Source organism: Agrobacterium sp. 20P9.1.2 (assembly GCF_057799395.1).
In genome coordinates this window covers 39,897-61,349 of the sequence record NZ_JBYOKI010000002.1, presented here as the reverse complement: position 1 = coordinate 61,349, position 21,453 = coordinate 39,897, and the positions used below count along the sequence as shown (strand labels likewise).

Genomic DNA, 21,453 nt, shown 5'->3' with positions numbered 1-21,453 from the left:
CTTACTTGGCGGAGGCGATGACCTTCTGTGCATCTTCCAGGCTATATTCGACGTTTGCGACGCCGCCCTTCTGGGTGTTCTTGAGGTTTTCCTCAAGATTAGCCTGATCGATACGCAAGAATGGGACGGTCAGATCCTTCTTCACGTCCTTGCCGTCGAGGATCTGCTGTGCGACCCAGAAGGCGAGCGTGGAGACGCCGGGGGCGATGGAAACCGACATGGTTTCATAACCGCTGGCATCCTTCTGCTGCTTCCACCATTGCAACTCGTCTTCACGGTTGCCCATGACGATGGTCGGTGTCGGGCGCTTGGCTGCGGCAAATGCCTGTGCGGCACCGTAACCATCACCACCCTGCGTCACGACGGCGGCCACTTCCGGCAGGCTTGGCAGAATACCGGCGACAGCGCGCTGTGCCACATCCTGCGCCCAGTCGCCGTTCACGGAACCTACGATCTTGAACTGGGTGTTCTTGGCAACGCCAGCGGCAATGCCTGCGTGGATCTCGTCATCGACGGACACACCGGCTAGACCACGAATTTCCAGCAGATTGCCGCCTTTCGGCATCTTCTTAGCGAGGTAATCGATCTGGCTTTCACCCATGGCCTTGAAGTCCACGGCAATGCGCCATGCGCAGGGTTCGGTCACGGTGCCGTCGAAGGATACGACGGTAATACCTGCATCGCATGCTTCCTTGATGGCGCCGTTCAGCGCGGTCGGCGAAGCTGCATTGATGACGATGGCATCATAGCCCTGTAGAATGAGGTTCTGAATCTGGGCGGCCTGTTCGGTAGCCTGATTTTCTGCTGTCGTGAACGGGTCGGCAGCGGCAACCGTGCCAGCCTTAACGGCGTCCTTGGTAATTTTGTCCCAGCTGGTTAACATGGCCTGGCGCCATGAATTGCCGGCGTAATTGTTCGAAAGCGCGATTTTCTTGCTTGATGTCTCGGCATGTACGGTCATCGGTAAGGTCGCGCATGCGACAGCAACCGATGCCAGAAGCATCTTCCTGATAGCCATTGATTTTCCTCCCTAGTGGCCCACCCGTCTCCGGGTAAAGGAACCCTCGCGACGCCTCCTCGACGTTGAGCTGAGATTCCCGTTGCACCGAGGCTCCTTTCCCCAGTACTAAATAAGCATGACCGGGAAAGCCTTTGATGTACAGGCTGTTCAAGGCAATCTGGTTGCGGGTTCCCGCAGAATTTATGCGGGTTTCCGCAGGACGCAAGCGCCACGACGGCGCAAGATATGTGGGCTGAGGTCGATTGCGAAGTCAGGCCATGTTGCAGACGCTTGGGAGGGCGTCCGCCAATGCTCGACACACCACGATCATCGCTGTTTCACCACTATATGGGCATCTCGCGGCTGCTGGCAGGACAGCTGGAATTCAATGCGATCATTCAGGCCGTCGCCACCGAGATCACTCACATCATCCCGCACGACCATCTGGATGTCTGCATCAAGCTGATCGACGGCAAATATCACATTGCGTATGAGAGCGGCATGGACAGCGCCTGGAGCCAGCAGCCGCCCGCACTACTCACCGGCAGCCCCATCCGCTCGCTTCTGTCGGGTGAGGTGGATTTCCTGTTGAGTGGTGATGCCTGCTGCGATCCGCGGTTTCATTTCGAGGGCTCCTTCTCCAGCCCGATCATAGAACTCGGCCTTCACAGCCGCCTGCATGTTCCCATGAAGGTCCATGGCGATATCATCGGCGCGCTCAGCTGCTCGTCACTGGAGGCAAATGCCTACACCATGGAAGACGTGGCCAATGCCCGCGCGGTGGCTGACCTGCTGGCGCCGTATTTTTTCGCCATCCGCGCCGCCGATCAGGCCAAACGATCCGCTATAGTTGAGGCCGAGGCCCATGCACGCGAAGAAGGATTGCGCCTCGGCGCGCTGAAACTGACGCAAGCCTTGGAGGCGGAACGCCAGCGCATCGGCATGGATTTGCACGACCAGACACTGGCCGATTTGACCCGGCTGGCGCGCCGCATGGAGCAGATGACGCATGTCTCCGATCTCTCCGGCGAAATGCTGGACCCCTTGGTTCGTAGCCTACAGCATTCCATGCAGGATTTGCGACAGATCATTGAGGAAGCCAAACCCTCGATCCTCCAGCTTTTCGGCGTCGTTCAGGCCATCGAAAACGATCTGGAACGCTCAGTACGCGACAGTGGGCTGGCAATCGACTGGACTGTGGTCGATGAAACGGATGGCCGGATCGAAGCGCTGGAGCAGACGGTGGCGACCTCCGTGTTTCGCATCGTGCAGGAGGCCGTCAACAATGCCATCCGCCATGGCCAACCGCAGAACATCACCGTCCATATCCAACCCATCGATGGTCGGTTGCGCATCATCGTCCGCGACGATGGAAGCGGCTGCGGCAAACATGCCGCCGTTCACGGCCATGGCATCGGCAACATGAAGACCCGCGCTAGGCTGATTTCCGCCCGCTTCGAGATGGGGCACAACCGGCAGGGTCCGGGCACTTTCGTCAGCATTACCTTGCCTGACAGCGCGCAGATATTCGGGGAGATGTGAGATGGAAGTTCTGATCGTGGAAGACGATGTTCTGCATCGCTCCTATCTCAACGAAGCGGTGCGCGCTGCCCTTCCGGAATGCAACCACGTCATCGAGGCGGAAAACGGTAAAACGGGCGAAAAACTGGCGCGGGAAAACCGGTCTGCGCATATCGTCATGGATTTGCAGATGGGCGAGCGCAATGGCATCGAGGCCGCGCGCACGATCTGGAAAGAGCGCCCCGATACCCGCATTCTGTTCTGGTCGAATTACTCCGATGAGGCCTATGTGAGAGGCGTCTCCCGCATAGTGCCGGAAGGTGCCGCCTATGGGTACGTACTCAAATCTGCCTCCGACGAGCGCCTGCGCCTTGCGCTCCGCAGCATCTTCATCGAAGCCCAATGCGTCATTGATCGCGAAGTCCGAGGAATGCAGGAAAAAAGCCTCGGCCGCGTCAGGGGCTTCAGCGATTCCGAATACGAAATCCTTGTCGACGTCGCTCTCGGCTTGACGGACAAAACCATAGCCCGCCGCCGCAACCTGTCCCTCAGAAGCGTCCAGAACCGCCTCCAAAGCCTTTATGAAAAACTCAACGTCTACCAGACGAGTGGCGACGGTGAGCCCGAAGGCCAATACAATCTCCGCACCCGAGCAGTCACGGTGGCATTCTTGCGGAAACTCCTCAATTACAGCGCGTTGGAGCGGGCAGAGCAGGAGCTTGCGCAATGGTCGGGGGCGCGAAACACGCGGTGTGAGTCATGAGGCGGTTCCTCAATGGATTTTCGAGAGGCAGCCGTGAAACTGGTCCTTACCTTCCATCAGAAGGCATTACTTGGCTATCAATACTTCAATGCCACGTTTTTCAAACTCGCGTGCGTCTCGGTCAGAAATACCGTCATCGGTAATGAACGAATGTATGACATCCAGCGAGCCTAAGCGCGTGAAGGACGACCGATTGATCTTGGTGGAATCGGCAACGAGATAGACGTGGGCAGCGGCTTTGATCATAGCCTCTTTGAGCTGAAGATCAGCGAAACTCGGATAGGTCAAACCCGTGTCCAGTGCGACACCGGCGGTCGCCAGAAACAGTTTTCCGGCGAAGATATTCCGAAAATACTCGACAGATTTGTCGCCCGAAAGCGAAAGGGTGGGGGATTTGAACTGGCCGCCCGGCATGTGAACGGCGAAGCTGGGCACTGAACCCAGAATGATGGCGATGTTGAGCGCGTTTGTAATCAGTGTCAGGTCACGTCGGCTTGTGAGCCGTGTCGCGATTTCGGTCGTGGTGGTCCCGGCATCCAGGATCAATGTCTCTCCGTCCTTGACGAGGCTTGCGGCAAGAGCGCCTATACGGCGCTTCTTATCCATATTCTCCTGATGATGAAGCGTCATCGCGCCAGTTTGAGGAGCGGTCGTGTTGAGATAGGCCCCACCGTGTTCGCGGGTGATGAAACCTTCGTTCTCCAGTCTTTCGAGATCCTGGCGGATCGTTGCTTCGGACACACGGAACGCCCCTGCCAGTTCTCTGACGCGGGCCGAACCTTCTTCCTGAACCCATTCGAGGATGCGGCGGCGTCTTGGCTCCGACAACAGCCCGATCATCGATTCCGAAGCATCGTGATCATCTTTCGCGTCCATCTATGGTCCACCTAAACTTAGAATTCGAAAAGCGCTCAAAACAACGATTCTCCTTGTTAGACCGTTACAGCAATGGTCTTCAGCTTCCAATCCTCAATTGATATTCTGCTGTAGAACCACGCGGGCCTGAAGCTTTTGCTGCATTTGATCGACCACGACGGCCGCAATAATCACAAGCCCCTTGATCACTGTCTGCCAGAAGGACGAGACGCCCATCATGATCAGGCCATCGGCAAGAATGCCTATGACGAAGGCACCAACGATAGTGCCTGCTATGCGCCCACGACCGCCTGACATCGATGTGCCACCAAGTACCGCTGCCGCAATGGCGTTTAGTTCGAAGGTTTCACCGGTTGCCGGATGACTGGCCTGTAGTTGGGACGAAATGATAAGGCCAACCAGCGCTGCGCAAACCCCGGAGAACATGTAAACGAAGAGCTTTATCCGATCCACGCTAACGCCTGAGAGAGCTGCACCGCGTTCGTTTCCACCAACCGCATAAATGTGCCGACCGAGTGGCGTGCGGCTGGCGAGATAGGCAGCCAGAAGCGCAACGACAACCATGATCCAGACGGAAACGGGAAGGCCGAAAAGCGTGCCGGAGCCAATGACGCGGAATGTGTCTGATCCGTATTCGGGATTACCGGCAAGGTTCGGAAAGGTTCGCCCATCGGAGAAGAGCAGCGCTGCGCCGCGTGCTACATAGAGCGTGCCGAGCGTTGCTATGAAAGGCGCGACATTGAGCTTTGTAATCAGCAGCCCGTTGATCCACCCGATGAAGACGCCGACCACCAAAACGATGAGGCAGATCTCGATCGTATTGAACTGGATGCTGTAAGCCAGACCGAGAAAGTTTAGGTCTATGCCGTAAAGGACGAGATAACCCGCAACCATGGCGCAAAGGCCGACAATCGAACCAACCGAAAGGTCGATACCTCCCGCGATGATGACAAAGGTCATGCCGATGGCCAAAAGCGCATTCAGCGCAACATGCTTTGAGATAATCAGCATGTTGCCGGTTGAGAGGAAATTCGGGGCCGCGAAAGCGAAAAAAGCAAACACGAGGATAAGTGCCACAAAGGTGCGCATGTGCAGAAGCATCAAAAGCGCAGATGTACGGGACTTTGAGCCCCTAATGACAGTCTTGACATTGCTAGCAGCGTCGATGTTGCTCATTGTGTTTCAACCCTGTTGAGATTGGGCGTTGCTGCAGAAATGACGTCCGCCGCATTGGCGCCAGCGGGGAATTGCCCCGCCAACCTGCCATTTGCCATGACGAGGATGCGATCTGAGAGTGCGAGAACCTCCTCCAGATCGGAAGTTACGAAAAGTATGCCCAGCCCTTCTCCAGCCAGACGTCGCATCGTGCGAAAGATTTCCGCCTTTGCACCGATGTCGATCCCTCGCGATGGCTCGTCCATCAGAAGGATTTTTGGTTTTGTCATCAAAGCTTTGCCGATGACCACTTTTTGCTGGTTACCGCCTGAAAGGCTGGAGACGGGATGTTCGAGACTGGCGATTTTGATCGCCATACGCTTGACGAATTCCACAGCCTTCGAAGCCTCTGCCTTGAGGTTCAGATGAAACCCGCGCGTGAAATCGTAAAGCGATGACATTGTGAGATTTTCGCGGATGGACATGATCTGAACCAGGCCATCGCGCTTTCTGTCTTCCGGTATCAGAGCCAGACCACGCCGGATGCGTCCGGAAACACTTTTTTCCTTCAACGGCTTTCCAGATATGAAAAGGCGACCCGATGAGTTTGGATGCTGCGCCATGATGCATTCCAGAAGCTCCGACCGGCCTGCACCCATCAGGCCGTACAGGCCAACGATTTCTCCTTCGCGAAGAGACAGAGACATATGGTCCACGGCGTAACCGCCAGCGGAGCTAGGAAGGCAAATGTTCTCGACACGAAATACTTCTTCGCCAAGTGCATGTTCGACAGTTTTCGGAAATTCCTTGGACGCGCTACCGATCATATTGGCAACGATCCAGGGTATGTCCACACCCTGCATCGAGCGCGACCCTGTGATGACGCCGTCGCGCAAAACGGTAATATAATCGCCGATACGGATGAGTTCTTCGAGCCGGTGCGAGATATAGACGATGCCGACGCCTTGGCGCTTCAAATCATTGATGACCCGGAACAGAACTTCCACTTCGGCAGCTGAGAGCGCAGATGTTGGCTCATCAAGGATCAGAATGCGCGCATCACCAGCAAGCGCCTTGGCAATCTCCACGATTTGTTGCTGACCTATCCGCAGGTTCCCAAGCGGCGTGCCGGGGTCGATATCCTGCTCAAGACGCTTCATCAGCGCTTGTGCCGCAGCGGTCTGGGCGCGGCTGTCGATGTGAATTCCACTGATCGTCTTTTCGTGACCCACGAAAATGTTTTCTGCCACCGTCAGGTTGGGAAACAGGTTGAGTTCCTGAAAGACGATGCCGATACCGTGCTTTGCGGCGTCGGATTTATCCGCGAATGTGACCTGCTGGCCATCCAGCTCAATCGTTCCGCCGTTCAACTGTTCAACGCCCGCTATGATCTTCATCAGCGTTGATTTGCCGGCACCATTTTCGCCGACGAGAACGTTGACCGCCCCCATGCGCAGGTCGAAATCGACATTCTTGAGGGCTTGCGTCCCGGGATAGACTTTCGAGCCATTTCGGATCGACAAGCCGATCGGATGAGGGGCAGCGGTCTGAGCATCGCTCATGGCGCTACCTCTATCGAAACAGGCATGACGAGAGGCTTTTCGTTCGCGGAACGGATCACCACCGCGCCGAGGAAACTGATCTTCTTGCCCTTCAGCGAAATATCAGCCGCCGGTAGCTTGGAAACGGCCTTGTCGTTCAAGGCGCGACCGAGTTTTGCATATTCAATCTGATCGCGGAACGTCGAAAAATCATAGAGAGCCGTCGTATCCCGCAACGCAGTGCCCTTGATGACTGGCCCCAGCTGTAGCGTCGCATCCGCGGTTCCGTCTCCGTTCAGATCGATATCCGCAGTCGCGGCTTTCGAGGCGCGGTTTTCATCGACAACGGTGCCGCTTCCTTTAACTGCGAAGTTCCAGCCCCCACCAGCGCCACCAACGCGGACGCCCTGGTTTTCGCCTGCCTTGTCGAGCCCGTTCTTGATCGCGTTGCGCAGCGTCGTCAGATCGACGGCCTTCTGTTCCAGTGCCGGAACGAGCTTTGTATCAAACGTCGTTTCCACAAGCTCAGCAATCGGATCTGCAGCGGTGCCAGCGCTGTGATCGGTCTTGACAAACTTGCAGCCGGACAAGGAAGCAGCAAGCAGGCTTGCCACAAAAAGGGTTCTGATCTTCATCGGTATCCCGCACTTCTTCAAATCAGTCACCGCCCGGTTCATGTGTTTTTCCGGGCGGTGATGGCGGTGTTATTTGGACAGCGCGAAGGTCTCGAGCTTGGAGGCGTTGTCAGCATTGACGAGAATGCAATCCATCAATTGCTTTTCCTCAAGACCAGTTTTGCCTGTCTTGATGAACTTGTCGGCCTGCTCGACGGCCAGCTGCGCCTGCTGGTAGGCAGGTTGAAGGACGGTGGCCTTGATGCCACCCTTCTTGATGGAGTCACGGACATCGTTGGATCCATCGAAGCCAACAACGATGACGTCCTTGCGCCCTGCCGCTTCAAGGGCAGCATAGGCACCCATGGCCATGGTGTCGTTGCCGGAAATAACGCCCTTGATGTCGGGGTGTGCCTGAAGGATGGACTCCATCACGGTGTAGGCTTCCGTCTGGGACCAGTTCGCCGTCTGCTTGGCCACCAGCTTCATGTCGGAATACTGGTCGATGACATCATGGTAGCCTTGAGAACGAATGCCGGCATTGGTGTCGGATTCCTTGCCGATAAGCTCGGCGTAATTGCCTTTCTCGTCCATCAGCTTGACGAACTCTTCGGCCCCCAGCTGCGCACCCTGATAATTATTGGAAACGATTTGTGAAACGGCGACGCCGGTCGTTGTGATCTCGCGGTCGATGAGGAACGAGGGAATGCCCTTGTCCTTGGCTTTCTGTACAGCTGCAACAGAGGCATCCGCACCTGCATTATCGAGAATGATGGCTTTAACGCCAGCGGCAATGGCGCTGTCGAACAGCTCGTTCTGCTTGTTGGCGTCGTCGTCATGGACGAGCACCATCGTCGCATAACCCAAGTCCTTCGCTTTGGCTGCAGCCCCGTCTGCTTCAGCCTTGAAAAACGGGTTGTCGTGGCTTGGGGTGATGATGGCGATGGTATCGGCCGCCAACGCGGTTCCCGCCATAGCTCCGGCAACACCCAGAGCGAATACGGACATCAATAGACGCTTCGTCAGTTTCATAATTACCTCCCAGGAATACACCACCCTCCAGTGGCTTGAGCTGAGACTATTGATCACTTTCGTTTATTGTCAATATATTTTTGTTGCGGGTACTTTCCGCGGGCAATCGAAATGAATTTGCGCCATAAATGTTGCAATGCAGCAAAATTCGCGATTTTATCCGCGATAAAATGACTTGATCATGACGATATTTTGTGCAAATTCTTCATCAAACGAAAGAGATCGAAAGCAATCAAGAGCCTTTCTTGGCGCTTAATTTGCTTTGGGAGACGGTCTCGAATTTTGGTCAATGCCTCATATGGCAGTGTCTTGTCTTACTGTTTGGCCGGTCGCCAACGTAGGTGATCTGCGGTCGGTGAGTGAAATGGAGGAAACACATGAGCGAACAACGTTACGGTGCCGGTATCTGGCATTTCGCAACCTATCTCGACCGGTATGCCACTGACGGTTACGGCACTCCGCGCAGCGTCATCGACGCGATCGATCTGGCGGGGCAGGTCAAGGATCTGTCCGTCGTAGATATCAACTATCCCTTCTTTGGCGGAGACTTTTCCAACGCTCAAGTGAAGGAAGCGCTGGATCGAAACAAGCTTGGTGTTATTGGCATCACGCCTGAAATTTACACGCGCGAATTCGTCAAGGGCTCATTCACCAACCCGGATGCTGGGGTGCGTCGGCGAGCTCATGAGCTGGTGACGGAGGCCTGCGATCAGGTTCGTTATTTTGGCGCCGATTACGTGAAGCTCTGGCCCGGTCAGGATGGCTGGGACTACCCGTTCCAGGTGGATTACGGCACGTTGTGGAAGCATTCGCTCGATGGTGTCGGCCAGCTGGCGAGTGAAAATCCTGATCTGAAATTCGTCATCGAATACAAGCCACGCGAGCCGCGTGTGCGGATGAGTTTTGGCTCTGTCGCTCGCACCCTGCTGGGAATTGAGAAGATCGGCCTGCCGAATGTCGGTATCCTGCTAGATTTCGGCCATGCCATCATGGGCGGGGAATCGGCGGCCGACAGCGCCCAGCTCGCTATCGATTACGGTCGTTTGTTCGGTATGGACGTCAACGACAATTACCGCTCCTGGGATGATGACCTGGTGGCAGGCAGCCTGCATCCCATCGAACTTTTCGAGTTCTTCTACGTGCTGAGAAAGAACAAGTGGGAAGGCGTCTGGCAACTCGACCAGTTTCCATTCCGCGAAGACAGCGTTGCGACCGCCAACCATGCCATCGATTTCCTCAAGGCTGCGTCGAAGGGGCTTGATGCGCTCGACGTCGACGCGTTGCGGGAAGCGCAGAGCCGCCACGATGCCATCGGTGCACTGAAGATCGCTCAGAAGGCTCTATTCGGCGCAATGTAAGCGCCGAGACAAAGAGCGCGGAACTGCTACTGAAAGGCCAACACCAATGTTGAAGAACGACATCGCCGATACGATCCAGGAGAAAGCCTTGTGGATGCGCCGCAGGGCCTTCAAGATGGTTTTCGATGCCCAGCTCGGTCATCCCGGCGGCGACTTCTCGGCGATTGACATTATCGCGACCCTATATTTCGGCATCATGCGCTACGATCCGAAAAAGCCGGATATGGCGGAGCGGGATCGCTTCGTCATGTCGAAGGGGCACGCGACCGGGGCGCTCTATACGGCGCTCTGCGCAGCCGGGTATTATCCAGAAGAATGGCTGCAGACTTATATGCAGCCGCAGTCCAAACTGAACGGTCACCCGAACCGGAACTATTTACCCGGTGTCGAGACCAATACCGGGCCGCTGGGTCACGGTGTGCCGGTGGCACTCGGCATTGCAATTGCCGGTCAGATGACCAACAGCGATTACCGCACTTTCGTTCTGACAGGCGACGGCGAATTGCAGGAAGGGTCGAACTGGGAAGCCGCCATGACGGCGGGCAACCGCAAGCTTGGCAAGTTCACACTGATCGTGGATCGCAACCGCTTGCAACAGGGCATGGGGACGGAGGAGACCAATGGTCTTGACCCGCTCGACGACAAGTTCCGCGCCTTTGGCTGGGATGTCGAAGTCGTTGATGGCCACGACATCCACGCTCTCGTGAGCGTTTTGTCCGAGCAACCTGGCGGGCGCACGAAACCTCTCTGCATCATCGCCAACACGATCAAGGGCAAGGGTGTGTCCTTCATGGAAAACAAGGCGTCCTGGCACCATGGAGTGCCGAATGCCGAACAATACAATACTGCTATGGAGGAACTGGTCTGATGGCTGCTCCCGCTGCAAAACAGGAAGGCTTTCACGATTGTCGTGATGCCTGGGCCCGCACGATCGAAGAACTGGCCGCCAACGACCCGCGGATTGTCGCTGTCGTCAATGATTCCGTCGGTTCCTCGAAGCTGGGTGGCTTTCAAAAGACATTTCCCGACCGGTTGATCAATGTCGGCATCGCCGAACAGAACATGGTTGGCGTCAGCGCGGGCCTTGCCAATGGCGGGCGAATTCCTTTCGTCTCTGCCGCGTCGTGCTTTCTGACTGGTCGTGCGCTGGAGCAGATAAAGGCGGATATCGCCTATGCCAATTTCAACGTCAAACTGGTCGGCCAATCCTCGGGCGTGGCCTATGGCGAGTTGGGGCCAACGCACCATTCGATAGAAGATTTCGCTTGGCTGAGGCCCCTGCACAACATCACCGTCATCGTGCCTGCCGATTCCTGGGAAACGGCTGAGGCAGTGAAATGGGCCGCAGCCCATGAGGGACCTGTCTATATTAGACTGAGCCGCATGCCGGTGCCCGACCTTGCCGTAGCTGACCGCACATTTCAGCCCGGTCAGGCTGAACTGTTGCGTCAGGGCACGGACGTTACACTCATCGCCTGCGGCACCATGGTCCATCTTGCCGTCCAGGCGGCGGCGGAACTGGAGAGTGAGGGCATTTCGGCTCGCGTTCTGAACATGGCAACGATTTCACCGCTTGATGAGGCTGCGATTTCACTCGCCGCAAACGAAACTGGCGCGATCGTGACAATCGAGGAAGCCAATATTCATGGCGGTCTCGGTGGTGCGGTGGCCGAACATACCTCTGCAACGACGCCTGTTCCTGTCGAGCGGATGGGCTTTCCGGGCTTCGTTCCAACAGGCTCAGTGGAATGGTTGTTTGATCATTTCGGCCTGACGCCTGCCGGGATTGCAAAAACGGCACGCAAGGCGATTGGACGCAAACGCGCATGAGCGGCGGGCATGTCATAGCCATCGATCAGGGCACAAGCAGCACAAAAGCTATCTTGGTGGATGCTGCGGGCAGGGTGGTGGCCAAAGCGTCGGCGCCTTTGAAGTCCAGCTATCCGAAACCCGGCTGGGCTGAGCAATCCGCCGCCGACATATGGTCCAGTGTTCAGGCGGTCATTGCCGAGATTGTCGGAAGCGGCAGCTTCGACATCGCGGGACTGGCAATCGCCAACCAACGTGAAACACTGGTGGTGTGGGACGCGGCAACCGGCAAGCCTGTCGCGCCAGCCATTCTTTGGCAGTGCCGTCGCACGGCAAGTGCATGCGAACGACTGATCGCCAGCGGCGCGGACCCTGCGGTCGTGGATGCAACCGGCCTTTCCATCAACGCGCTCTTTCCGGCCTCGAAGCTGGCTTGGGTTATGGAGAACGTGGCAGAAGCGAAGGGTCTTGCAGAAGAAGGTCGCCTTCGCGCTGGTACCGTAGATAGCTGGCTGCTCTACAAGCTAACGGGCGGGCAGGAGTTTTCTACGGACCATTCCAATGCGTCTCGCACCCAACTGTTCAACACTGCCACGTTGCAGTGGGACGAAGATATGTGTGATTTGTTCGGCGTGCCGTCATCGGTGCTGCCGCATGTTCGCAGTTCTGACAGCCGGTTTGGCGAAGTCGCTGACGGGGCAACCGCTCTCAAAGCCGGTGTCCCGATCCTTGCGATGATGGGCGACAGCCATGCCGCGCTTTATGGTCATGGTGTTCGGCAGCCGGGATTGGTCAAGGCGACATATGGCACGGGCTCGTCCTTAATGACGTTGACGTCGCAACGCGTGCTGTCCAATAACGGCCTCTCGGCGACCATTGCATGGAGCGACAAGGACGGCGTTGTTTACGCGCTCGAAGGCAATATCACGGTGTCGGCGCAGGCTGCCACTTTCGCTGCCGATATGCTGGGTCTGCCCAGTGCATCTGCGCTCTCTGATCTTGCACAAACAGTTGCGGACAGCGGTGGAGTTACCTTCGTTCCGGCCTTGGCGGGTCTTGGTGCACCGCACTGGAACGACAATGTTTCGGGCACCATTTCCGGCATGACGCTGGCAACGACCCGCGCCCACATCGCCCGGGCGACACTCGAGGCCATTGTGTTGCAAATTGCTGATGTTTTTGCCGCGATGGAAAAAGATATCGGTTCGCGGCTGGAGGGACTGCTCGCAGATGGCGGTGCCTCATCCAACGATTTTCTGATGCAACTGCAGGCGGATATTCTTGATCGGCCAGTGACGCGTGGCGATCAGGCCGAGGTCGGCGCAATTGGCGTCGCAACCCTGGCGCTACGCAGTCTTCATGACAAATCGTCGGCTTCGGATGCGTTGCGAACGGCGTTTCATCCGCGGGTAGATGCAGCCGACTGGCGTCGGCACAGCAGGCGAAACTGGGAGGGCCTGCTGGCACAGTTGATGGCAAAGCCAAGCGTTGGGGTTTCGGCGGACTGATGCCGAAGCCCAATACCTAAGCAGAAACGTGCATCGATAGATGTTTATTATGAGGAGGAAAAAATGCTGAAATTTTCGAATAAACTAAAGACAGTCAGTTTTGCAGCCCTTGCCGCTGCCACCATGGCCATCACGTCGGCCAAAGCAGAAGACCTGACCCTTTGGACGCTGAATTTCGACAACAACGCGGCCAATCTTGCGTTGAAAAAAGTCGCGACAGACTTCGAAGCCGCAAATCCAGGTACCAAGGTGCAGATCGTCCAGCGTGGCGTCGATGAACATAAAACGGCACTGCGCGTAGCAGCCGGTTCCAACCGTGGTCCTGACATCTATTTCAGCTGGGCTGGCTTGGGTCTGGGTGGCGAGTATGTCAAAGCGGGCCTATCTCTGCCACTCGACAAATATTACACAGAATACAAATGGAATGACGAGCTTCTTCCGGCTGCGGCGGCCTTTGCTGATCTTTACCCGGGCGGAAAACACGGCGTGCCTTTCACCTTTAAGGGCGAAGCGGTTTATTACAGCAAGAAGCTTTTCGAACAGGCTGGTATAAAAGACGAGCCAAAAACGTACGACGAACTTCTGGCTGCGGCGCAGAAATTGAAGGATGCGGGCATCCCAGCGTTCACTTTTGGCGGAACGGTCAACTGGCATGTCATGCGTCTTATGGACGTCATTCTTGAAACCAAGTGTGGTGCAGAAAAGCACGATGCTCTGAAGTCGATGAAGCTCGATTGGTCCAAGGAAGCATGCGCAACGGATGCCTTTACCGAATTCTCCAAATGGACAAAGGACTACACACTCCAGCCTTTCATGGGCATAGACAACAAGCAGTCCTACAGCCTGTTTACGGCTGGACGCGCGGCCATGATGCTGGAAGGTGACTGGCTTGTAGGCCAGTTGCAGGGAACGGGCGTCAACCTTGAGGACTACGGAATTTTCCCATTCCCGACCAACACCAATCGTCTCTACGGCTTTGCGGAATACAACTACATCAGCACCAAGAGCAAAAGCCCGGACACGGCGGCCAAGTTCCTGGATTACTTCCTGTCCACGAAAGTGCAGCAGGATTTGGTCGGCCAGATCAGCGCGATCTCGGTCAACAAGAATGTGACATACACCAATCAGAAGCCGCTCGAAGCCGAATGGCTCGAAATCTTCAAGACCTACGACAAGGTGTATATGAACGGTGACCAGGCATTCCCTCTGGACGTGACGACCGAATATTTCCGCGTCATCAATGAAGTCGCTTCGGGCAACGTCCAGCCCGCAGACGCTGCCAAGCAACTCCAGACTTTCATCGCTGGAAGAACCTGATCCTCCCCGAGCGCGAGCCGACGATCGACCTGTCGGCTCGCGCGATCAATTAGGAGACCAGCAGCGGTAGCGCTGCCTGGAGGAGATTATGTCTTTTAAACAGTCTTCGCACGACCCGCGTGCGCAAGCTTTCGTTATGCTCGTGCCAGCGCTGGCGATCTACGCCATCTTTGCTCTCTATCCGATGCTCGACGTCGTCATTTTGAGCTTTCAGAAGTGGAACGGGTTGGATCCAGAGCGTCAGTTCGTAGGGCTTGCCAATTATTCTGCGATCTTTACCCGAGATCCGGTTTTCTGGGGTGCGTTCCGAAATACCGTCATCTGGACGCTGATGAGCCTGATTTTTCCGCCAATCGTGGGATTGCTGCTTGCACTCAGTCTCAACCAGAAAATTTTCGGGCGGAACAGCCTTCGCGCCATTTTCTACCTGCCTGTCATCATCGCCCCAATCGCGGTCGCAACGATGTGGAAGTGGATGTACGATCCGTTCTTTGGCCTTTTCAATCAGTTATTGACAGACTGGGGTTTGCAGAGCTGGATCAAAGACTGGCTTGGGAACAGGGACATCGCGCTTTACTCGGTTTTCGTCGCCTATCTCTGGCAGACCGTCGGCTTTTCGATGGTCCTGTTCCTCGCTGGCTTGCAGAACGTCTCCCAGACCCTTGTTGAAGCCGCGCGCATCGACGGGGCAGGTCGCTGGGCCGTCTTCAAACATGTGACCCTTCCGGCGTTGCGCCCGACATTGACCATTGTCCTGGTACTTTCAATCATTTCGTCGCTGAAGGCTTTCGACATTGTCTACGGTTTGACAGGAGGCGGACCTGCGCAAAGCACGCAAATGCTGGCGCTCTGGGCCTTCACGCAGGCGATGCAGATTTTCGACTTCGGTCGCGGCGCTGCGATTTCGGTCGTGCTGCTTTTGATCACCATGACGATCGTCATTCCCTATCTGCGCTGGTCGCAGAAGAACGAGGAGCCGGAATCGTGACCGTTATCCAGACTGATACCCTGTCCTCCAAAGACGATGTTGCGCCGTCCGCATCTCAACGAGACCCGATCCTGATCGGACTGTGGATCGCACTCCTCCTCGTTGCACTGATCTGGGTGGCACCTTTTGTCTTCATCGTTTTCACATCTTTGAAGACGCCTGCGGCAGTCACCAGTACAGGCGCATTCATGCCGCCGACGCAACTGGCATGGGACAATTATTCGGGTGCTTGGAGCCGAGGAAACTTCGCCAATTCCTTCTTCAACAGCGTGATCATCACCATTGTGAAGGTTCCGCTGGGACTGGCATTGTCCGCCATGGCAGCCTACGCGCTTGCCAAGATCAGGCTGAAAATCGGCAAGGCTCTGCTTCTGCTTGTCGTGTTTGGCACGATGATACCGTTTCAGGTGATGCTTGCACCATTGTTCACGCTGGTGAATTCCTTTGGCCTCATTGACACCTATCCCGGTGTGATATTGCCCTACATCGCCTTTGGCGTTCCCTATCAGGTCTTCATCCTGCACGGCTTTTTCAAAGGCATTCCGAAGGAGCTGTCCGAGGCTGCCCTGATAGACGGTGCCACGCATTTTACGATCTTCCGGCGCATCTTCCTGCCTGTGTGCCTGCCAGTACTCGCCGCTCTGTTCATTCTGGACTTTGTCTCCACCTGGAACGAGTTCGCCATGGCGCTGGTGCTCCTTCAGGACCAGAATATGTGGACGTTGCCGCTCGGCCTTATGTCCTTTCAAGGCCAGTTTTCCAGCAACTACGGTCAGCTCAATGCAGCAATCGTCATGACGGTGCTGCCCGCCACGCTCGTCTATCTTATTTTCCAGCGCTACTTCGTATCGGGTTTGACATCCGGTGCCGTGAAGGGCTGAGGCCCATGCAAATCATTCTTTCAGGAGAACACAAGATGTCTGACGCAAATGTCGAAAAGTGGGGTGTATTCGAGGCATCCTTTGAAGGGCCGTCGAATGGAAATCCCTTTGTCGACGTCGCATTTGATGCCGTCTTCACGCACAAGAACAGGCAGGTCCGCGTTCCGGGCTTCTACGATGGAAACGGCACATATCGGGTGCGCTTCATGCCTGACACCGAAGGTGAGTGGACCTTCGCAACCAACTCGCAAACGCCGGTACTCTCCGGAAAAAGCGGCGGCTTCACAGTCACTGCCGCGTCGGTAAACAATCATGGTCCTGTCCGCGTGCGGAACAAGTTCCACTTCGCTTATGCCGATGGCACTCCGTTCTTTTCGTTCGGCACGACCTGCTATGCCTGGACGCACCAGCCGCTCGACATGCAGCAGCAGACCTTGGACACGCTTGAAAAGACACGCTTCAACAAGATCCGCATGGGCGTTTTTCCAAAAGACTATCCATACAACGTCAATGAACCTTTGCATGATTGCTTCGACAAAAAAGCCGACGGCACCTACGACTTCGACAAGCCGAATGTCGCGCTTTTCCAGCATTTCGAAAAGCAAGTCGCAGCGCTATGTGAACGTGGCATAGAGGCCGACATCATCATATTCCATCCATACGACCGGTGGGGATATGCCGATATGCCCGCTAAGCAGGATTACCGTTACGTCGCTTATTTAGCCGCACGCCTTGCCGCCTATCGAAACGTCTGGTGGTCGCTTGCCAACGAATATGATTTCCTTCTCGACACCAAGCCGATGGCGCAATGGGATCGTTACTTCCACATTCTGGAAGAGAACGACCCCTACCAACATCTTCGCTCGATCCACAATGGCAATGTCACCGCGAATTACGATCACCGTAAGCCTTGGGTCACGCACACCTGCATCCAGAACCCAGATGTCAAACTAACCCAGGAATGGCGCGATACCTATGGTAAGCCGGTTGTCAATGATGAGCCGGAATATGAGGGTGATATCCTCGAATCCTGGGGCAATCTCACCGCGCAGGAACTCGTGCACAGATACTGGATCACCATGGCCCGTGGTGGTTATGCAGGTCACGGAGAGACCTATTCCCACCCTGATGACCTCATCTGGTGGGCCAAAGGTGGTCAGTTACATGGTGAGGCCTGGAAGCGCATTGGTTTCTTGAGAGATCTGCTAGAAGCAGACGTGAAGAACGGACTTAACCCGCTTGGTCCGGTCACCCAGTGGCCGTGGTCGCGCGTTTCAGGTGCCCGTGATGGCGATGGAGATTTCCGGCTCATCTATTTCGGTGAGCATCAGCCCGTGATCTGGTCATCCGGCTTGCCGATGGACAGCGATGATTATGAGGTTGATCTGATCGATACCTGGGAGATGACGGTCACGCCTGCGAAAAAGGTTGGGGCCCCCATCACCCATCCGGTTCGGCATGGCGCCGTTGTGCGTGGCGGTAAGCCAGATGCCGCTTTCGGCGTCGAAATCCCGCGCAAGCCTTATCAGGCACTGCGCATTCGCAAGACGCGATAGAGAACGGGAGGGCAGATATGTCTAGCTTGAACATAAGCAACGTCAAGAAATCCTTCGGTGCCGTCAACATCATCCACGGAGTGGATGTCGAAATAGCCGATGGTGAATTCGTTATCCTGGTCGGCCCATCCGGATGCGGTAAGTCTACCTTGCTGCGCATGATCGCTGGGCTGGAGGATATCTCCGGCGGGCAGATCAGCATTGACGGCAAAGTGGTCAACAACCTTCAGCCGAAGGACCGCGATATCGCAATGGTCTTTCAAAACTATGCGCTCTATCCACAAATGACCGTAGCCCAGAATATGGGTTTCGCACTCGAACTGGCTGGTGTCAAAAAGCCGGACATCGAGAAAAAAGTCAGCGAGGCAGCGGCAATCCTTGGGCTTGAGCCGCTTTTACAACGCAAACCCGGCCAGTTGTCGGGTGGCCAGCGCCAGCGTGTGGCGATGGGACGTGCAATCGTGCGCGATCCGAAAGTCTTCCTTTTTGACGAACCTCTGTCCAACCTGGATGCAAAATTGCGCGTGAAAATGCGTGCGGAAATCAAGGCGCTTCATCAACGCCTGAAGACCACGATCGTTTATGTCACCCACGATCAGATCGAAGCGATGACCATGGCCGACAAGATCGTCGTGCTGCAAGGCGGGCGGGTCGAGCAGATCGGAACGCCGCTTGAACTTTACGACCGTCCAAAGAACATTTTCGTTGCTGGCTTTCTCGGATCGCCCGCTATGAACTTCCTCGAAGGCACGTTGAAAGACGGCGACGTCATGGCGCTCAAGGGCGGCTCGCAGGTCGAATTGTCCAAAACACCTCGAGAGAAGGTTGGGTCATCGATCATGCTTGGCATTCGACCCGAAGACATTTCGATGGGCGCGGAGCAGGGAGGGCTTAAGGCCGTCGTCAAACTCATTGAACCAACAGGGTCTGAAACGCATGTCCTGGTAGAAGTCGATGGACAAGAATTGACCTGGATTGTTCGAGACAGGGTAACCCTTGAACCGGGCCAGTCCGTGAACTTGTCGTTCAAAACGACGAACGTCCATTTCTTTGACTTGACGACGCAGCAGCGGCTTGACGTTTAGATCGGTATTGATCTTTCACGACGCTTGATCACTGGTTCATCGGCGTTGAATGCTCCGGTTTCTGGGTCGCGCTAGCTGCCGCTAACGTCCAGCGCCGACTAACAGCATTGACGCCGCTGATCTATCCGACATCGCGGAGTGGTTAGCCTGCTATGGATGTTTATAACGTCCACTCGCATTACCGCTCAGCCGACACGGTCAAATTATTGCGTATTGGCCGCATGGCGCTTCTATCTTCATAGAACGCCAATTGCCTTTTCCATCACTTCGCGCTTCAATCATGACGTGTTAACGGGCGCGCAGTTTCTCTACGCGGCTCCTTAATAACCACAAAATCTCATTGCAATTCGCTCGGTGTGGAAAACGGCACCGTGCCCGCCAGCTGTTCAAATGCTTACTTGTTAGGCAATGATAGAATATTGTTCAACAGTATAGACATGATTGTCCTACTTTGGTAGCGTCTTAATTAGCAAGTCAGTTCCTGTTTTCGTGGTTCGGGTGGTAAATGCGGGCTTGGTTTTAGTCTCGTGTTTTCATCCCGGCGACGGGCACGGAATTGAATCAGACCGCGCAAGCGCCGCCGGAGACGCAGACATGACGAACGCAATGGACAAACTCACGCCGCTCCTTTCGGTTGAAGGGTTGAGTGTCGAGTTTGGCGCCAGCCGCGTTGTCGATGATCTTTCCTTTTCGGTTGCTGCTGGCAAGACCGTGGCTATCGTCGGGGAGTCTGGTTCAGGAAAGTCGATCACTTCGCTTTCGACCATGCGTCTGGCGGACATGATGGGTGCGAAATTTCCGACCGGACGGATCATGTTCGGTGAGAAGAACCTGCTTCAGGTTTCGCAGAAAGACATGCGCTCCATCAGGGGCAAAGACATCGCCATGATCTTTCAGGAGCCGATGACCTCGCTCAATCCGGTTTTCACCGTCGGTGATCAGATTTGCGAAGTCCTGATGCTTCACGAGAAAATGGGGAAGGCAGCGGCATCTGCGGAGGCGCGCAGGCTTCTTGACATGGTGCGCTTGCCGGATGCGACAGCGCTTCTGGGACGCTATCCCCACCAATTGTCCGGTGGTATGCGCCAGCGCGTAATGATCGCCATGGCGCTCGCCTGCCGTCCGAAGCTTCTCATCGCAGATGAGCCGACGACCGCGCTCGATGTTACCATTCAGGCGCAAATCCTCAACATCATGCGCGACCTGCAAAAAGACCTTGGCATGGGCATGGTCTTCATTACGCACGACATGGGCGTTGTTGCCGAAATGGCCGACGACGTGGTCGTGATGTGGAAGGGCAAGAAGGTGGAGGAGGGCCCTGTGGGCCAGATATTCGCCAACCCGCAACATCCCTATACCCGCATGCTTCTCTCAGCCGTGCCACGTCTTGGCAGCATGACCGGTGAAGATTTCCCCAAGCGCAAGCCTCTGACCGTACTGGAAGATGGCAAGCCGAAAATCATCGGAGATGAGCGGGTTCAGGACACCGCAAAATACGACGAAAAGCCGCTTTTGTCGGTCAAGGATTTGCTGGTTCGGTTCGATGTGAAGAAGAACCTGTTTGGCAAGGCGACCCACCGTCTTAGTGCCGTCCAGAATGTTAGTTTTGACATTCATCCGGGTGAGACTTTGGCGTTGGTCGGTGAATCCGGTTCCGGCAAATCGACCATCGGCCGCACGATTCAGCAGCTTCAGTCATCCATGGGCGGTGAGATCGAATTTGGAGGACGCAGCTATGCGTCCATGTCTGCGGCAGAACGTTTTCGCATGCGGCAGGAAGTTCAGTACATCTTCCAGGACCCGTTTGCCTCGCTCGACCCGCGCAAGACCGTCGGCTTTTCGATTGCCGAGCCGATCAATACCCATGGCCTGATCTCCGGCAGCAAGGCGGTTCGCCGCCGGGTGGATGAGTTGCTGGAACGCGTTGGCCTCAGCTCTGATGTAGCCGAGCGTTATCCGCACGAGTTCTCGGGCGGACAGCGTCAGCGTGTCTGCATTGCGCGCGCATTGGCCTCCGATCCAAAGCTGATCATTGCCGATGAAGCGCTGTCGGCGCTCGATGTCTCCATTCAGGCCCAGATCATCAATCTGTTTATGGATTTACAGGCCGAGCGCGGTCTGGCCTACCTCTTTATCAGCCACGATATGGCTGTCGTTGAGAAGATTAGCCATCGCGTTGCGGTGCTCTATCTCGGCCAGATCATGGAACTGGGTAGCCGTCGGCAGGTCTTTGAGACGCCGATGCATGATTATACGCGCCGCCTGCTGTCCGCGGTCCCGGTCGCTGATCCCGCCGCCGTCAGGCATACGGCAATGATCGAGGGTGAAATTCCAAATCCCGTTCGTCGCGTTGGCGATGAGCCTGCCATTCTCGCTCACGAGGAAATCAATCCAGGCCACTTCGTTGCAAGAAGCGCCTGAAAAACCGCGAAAAATCGCATCTATCTGA

General features: G+C 55.8%; 18 protein-coding genes. 12 read left to right on the top strand and 6 right to left on the bottom strand.

Annotation, left to right across the window (positions count from 1 at the left end):
- Position 1: 1 nt before the first annotated feature.
- The gene (locus AC27VJ_RS06155) at positions 2-1,018 is read right to left on the bottom strand and encodes an ABC transporter substrate-binding protein (RefSeq protein WP_488683246.1); all 1,017 of its coding nucleotides are present in this window, start codon (positions 1,016-1,018) and stop codon (positions 2-4) included.
- Positions 1,019-1,309: 291 nt separating this feature from the next.
- On the opposite strand from AC27VJ_RS06155, the gene AC27VJ_RS06150 reads away from it, so the two are divergent.
- Both AC27VJ_RS06150 and AC27VJ_RS06145 read left to right on the top strand, forming a co-directional pair.
- A complete protein-coding gene (locus tag AC27VJ_RS06150; RefSeq protein WP_488683245.1) occupies positions 1,310-2,542 on the top strand; it encodes a GAF domain-containing sensor histidine kinase in 1,233 nt (410 codons plus the stop codon).
- Between the two features lies 1 nt (position 2,543).
- Positions 2,544-3,284 carry a response regulator gene (locus tag AC27VJ_RS06145; protein WP_488683244.1) on the top strand — a complete coding sequence of 247 codons (741 nt, stop codon included), beginning with the start codon at positions 2,544-2,546 and terminating at the stop codon, positions 3,282-3,284.
- Positions 3,285-3,350: 66 nt separating this feature from the next.
- On the opposite strand, the gene AC27VJ_RS06140 is transcribed toward AC27VJ_RS06145, so the two are convergent.
- The 5 genes from AC27VJ_RS06140 to AC27VJ_RS06120 all read right to left on the bottom strand — a co-directional run bounded on the left by AC27VJ_RS06140 (position 3,351) and on the right by AC27VJ_RS06120 (position 8,502).
- A complete protein-coding gene (locus AC27VJ_RS06140) occupies positions 3,351-4,160 on the bottom strand; it encodes a DeoR/GlpR family DNA-binding transcription regulator (protein ID WP_113085791.1) in 810 nt (269 codons plus the stop codon).
- A gap of 93 nt (positions 4,161-4,253) precedes the next feature.
- Positions 4,254-5,261 (bottom strand): ABC transporter permease, encoded by a 1,008-nt coding sequence (locus AC27VJ_RS06135; RefSeq protein WP_454892369.1) that lies wholly within the window; start codon positions 5,259-5,261, stop codon positions 4,254-4,256.
- Positions 5,262-5,332: 71 nt separating this feature from the next.
- A complete protein-coding gene (locus tag AC27VJ_RS06130) occupies positions 5,333-6,877 on the bottom strand; it encodes a sugar ABC transporter ATP-binding protein (RefSeq protein WP_488683243.1) in 1,545 nt (514 codons plus the stop codon).
- Positions 6,874-7,491 (bottom strand): DUF2291 family protein, encoded by a 618-nt coding sequence (locus tag AC27VJ_RS06125; protein WP_488683242.1) that lies wholly within the window; start codon positions 7,489-7,491, stop codon positions 6,874-6,876. Before AC27VJ_RS06125 ends, AC27VJ_RS06130 begins: the two co-directional genes overlap by 4 nt.
- A 69-nt stretch (positions 7,492-7,560) precedes the next feature.
- The gene (locus AC27VJ_RS06120) at positions 7,561-8,502 is read right to left on the bottom strand and encodes a D-ribose ABC transporter substrate-binding protein (RefSeq protein WP_353577624.1); all 942 of its coding nucleotides are present in this window, start codon (positions 8,500-8,502) and stop codon (positions 7,561-7,563) included.
- A 377-nt stretch (positions 8,503-8,879) separates the two neighbouring features.
- Between AC27VJ_RS06120 and AC27VJ_RS06115 the strand changes: the two genes are divergently transcribed.
- The 10 genes from AC27VJ_RS06115 (at position 8,880) to AC27VJ_RS06070 (ending at position 21,425) form a co-directional block, all read left to right on the top strand.
- Complete coding sequence (locus tag AC27VJ_RS06115; protein ID WP_488683241.1) at positions 8,880-9,860, top strand: sugar phosphate isomerase/epimerase family protein; 981 nt, start codon at positions 8,880-8,882, stop codon at positions 9,858-9,860.
- 46 nt (positions 9,861-9,906) lie between these two features.
- Positions 9,907-10,728, top strand: a complete 822-nt coding sequence (locus tag AC27VJ_RS06110) for a transketolase (RefSeq protein ID WP_488683240.1) — start codon at positions 9,907-9,909, stop codon at positions 10,726-10,728.
- Positions 10,728-11,690, top strand: a complete 963-nt coding sequence (locus AC27VJ_RS06105) for a transketolase family protein (RefSeq protein WP_488683239.1) — start codon at positions 10,728-10,730, stop codon at positions 11,688-11,690. The genes AC27VJ_RS06110 and AC27VJ_RS06105 overlap by 1 nt, the downstream gene beginning before the upstream one ends.
- The gene (locus tag AC27VJ_RS06100; protein ID WP_488683238.1) at positions 11,687-13,177 is read left to right on the top strand and encodes an FGGY-family carbohydrate kinase; all 1,491 of its coding nucleotides are present in this window, start codon (positions 11,687-11,689) and stop codon (positions 13,175-13,177) included. The genes AC27VJ_RS06105 and AC27VJ_RS06100 overlap by 4 nt, the downstream gene beginning before the upstream one ends.
- A gap of 63 nt (positions 13,178-13,240) precedes the next feature.
- A complete protein-coding gene (locus tag AC27VJ_RS06095) occupies positions 13,241-14,494 on the top strand; it encodes an ABC transporter substrate-binding protein (protein WP_488683237.1) in 1,254 nt (417 codons plus the stop codon).
- Between the two features lie 88 nt (positions 14,495-14,582).
- Positions 14,583-15,482: a carbohydrate ABC transporter permease gene (locus AC27VJ_RS06090; protein ID WP_353577618.1), complete on the top strand. Its 900-nt coding sequence runs from the start codon at positions 14,583-14,585 to the stop codon at positions 15,480-15,482.
- On the top strand, positions 15,479-16,363 hold the full coding sequence (locus tag AC27VJ_RS06085; RefSeq protein ID WP_488683236.1) for a carbohydrate ABC transporter permease: 885 nt from the start codon (positions 15,479-15,481) through the stop codon (positions 16,361-16,363). The genes AC27VJ_RS06090 and AC27VJ_RS06085 overlap by 4 nt, the downstream gene beginning before the upstream one ends.
- 35 nt (positions 16,364-16,398) lie before the next feature.
- On the top strand, positions 16,399-17,919 hold the full coding sequence (locus AC27VJ_RS06080; RefSeq protein WP_488683235.1) for a DUF5060 domain-containing protein: 1,521 nt from the start codon (positions 16,399-16,401) through the stop codon (positions 17,917-17,919).
- 17 nt (positions 17,920-17,936) lie between these two features.
- Positions 17,937-19,004, top strand: a complete 1,068-nt coding sequence (locus AC27VJ_RS06075; protein WP_488683234.1) for an ABC transporter ATP-binding protein — start codon at positions 17,937-17,939, stop codon at positions 19,002-19,004.
- 594 nt (positions 19,005-19,598) lie between these two features.
- Positions 19,599-21,425 carry an ABC transporter ATP-binding protein gene (locus tag AC27VJ_RS06070; protein ID WP_488683233.1) on the top strand — a complete coding sequence of 609 codons (1,827 nt, stop codon included), beginning with the start codon at positions 19,599-19,601 and terminating at the stop codon, positions 21,423-21,425.
- The last annotated feature ends 28 nt before the right edge of the window (positions 21,426-21,453 follow it).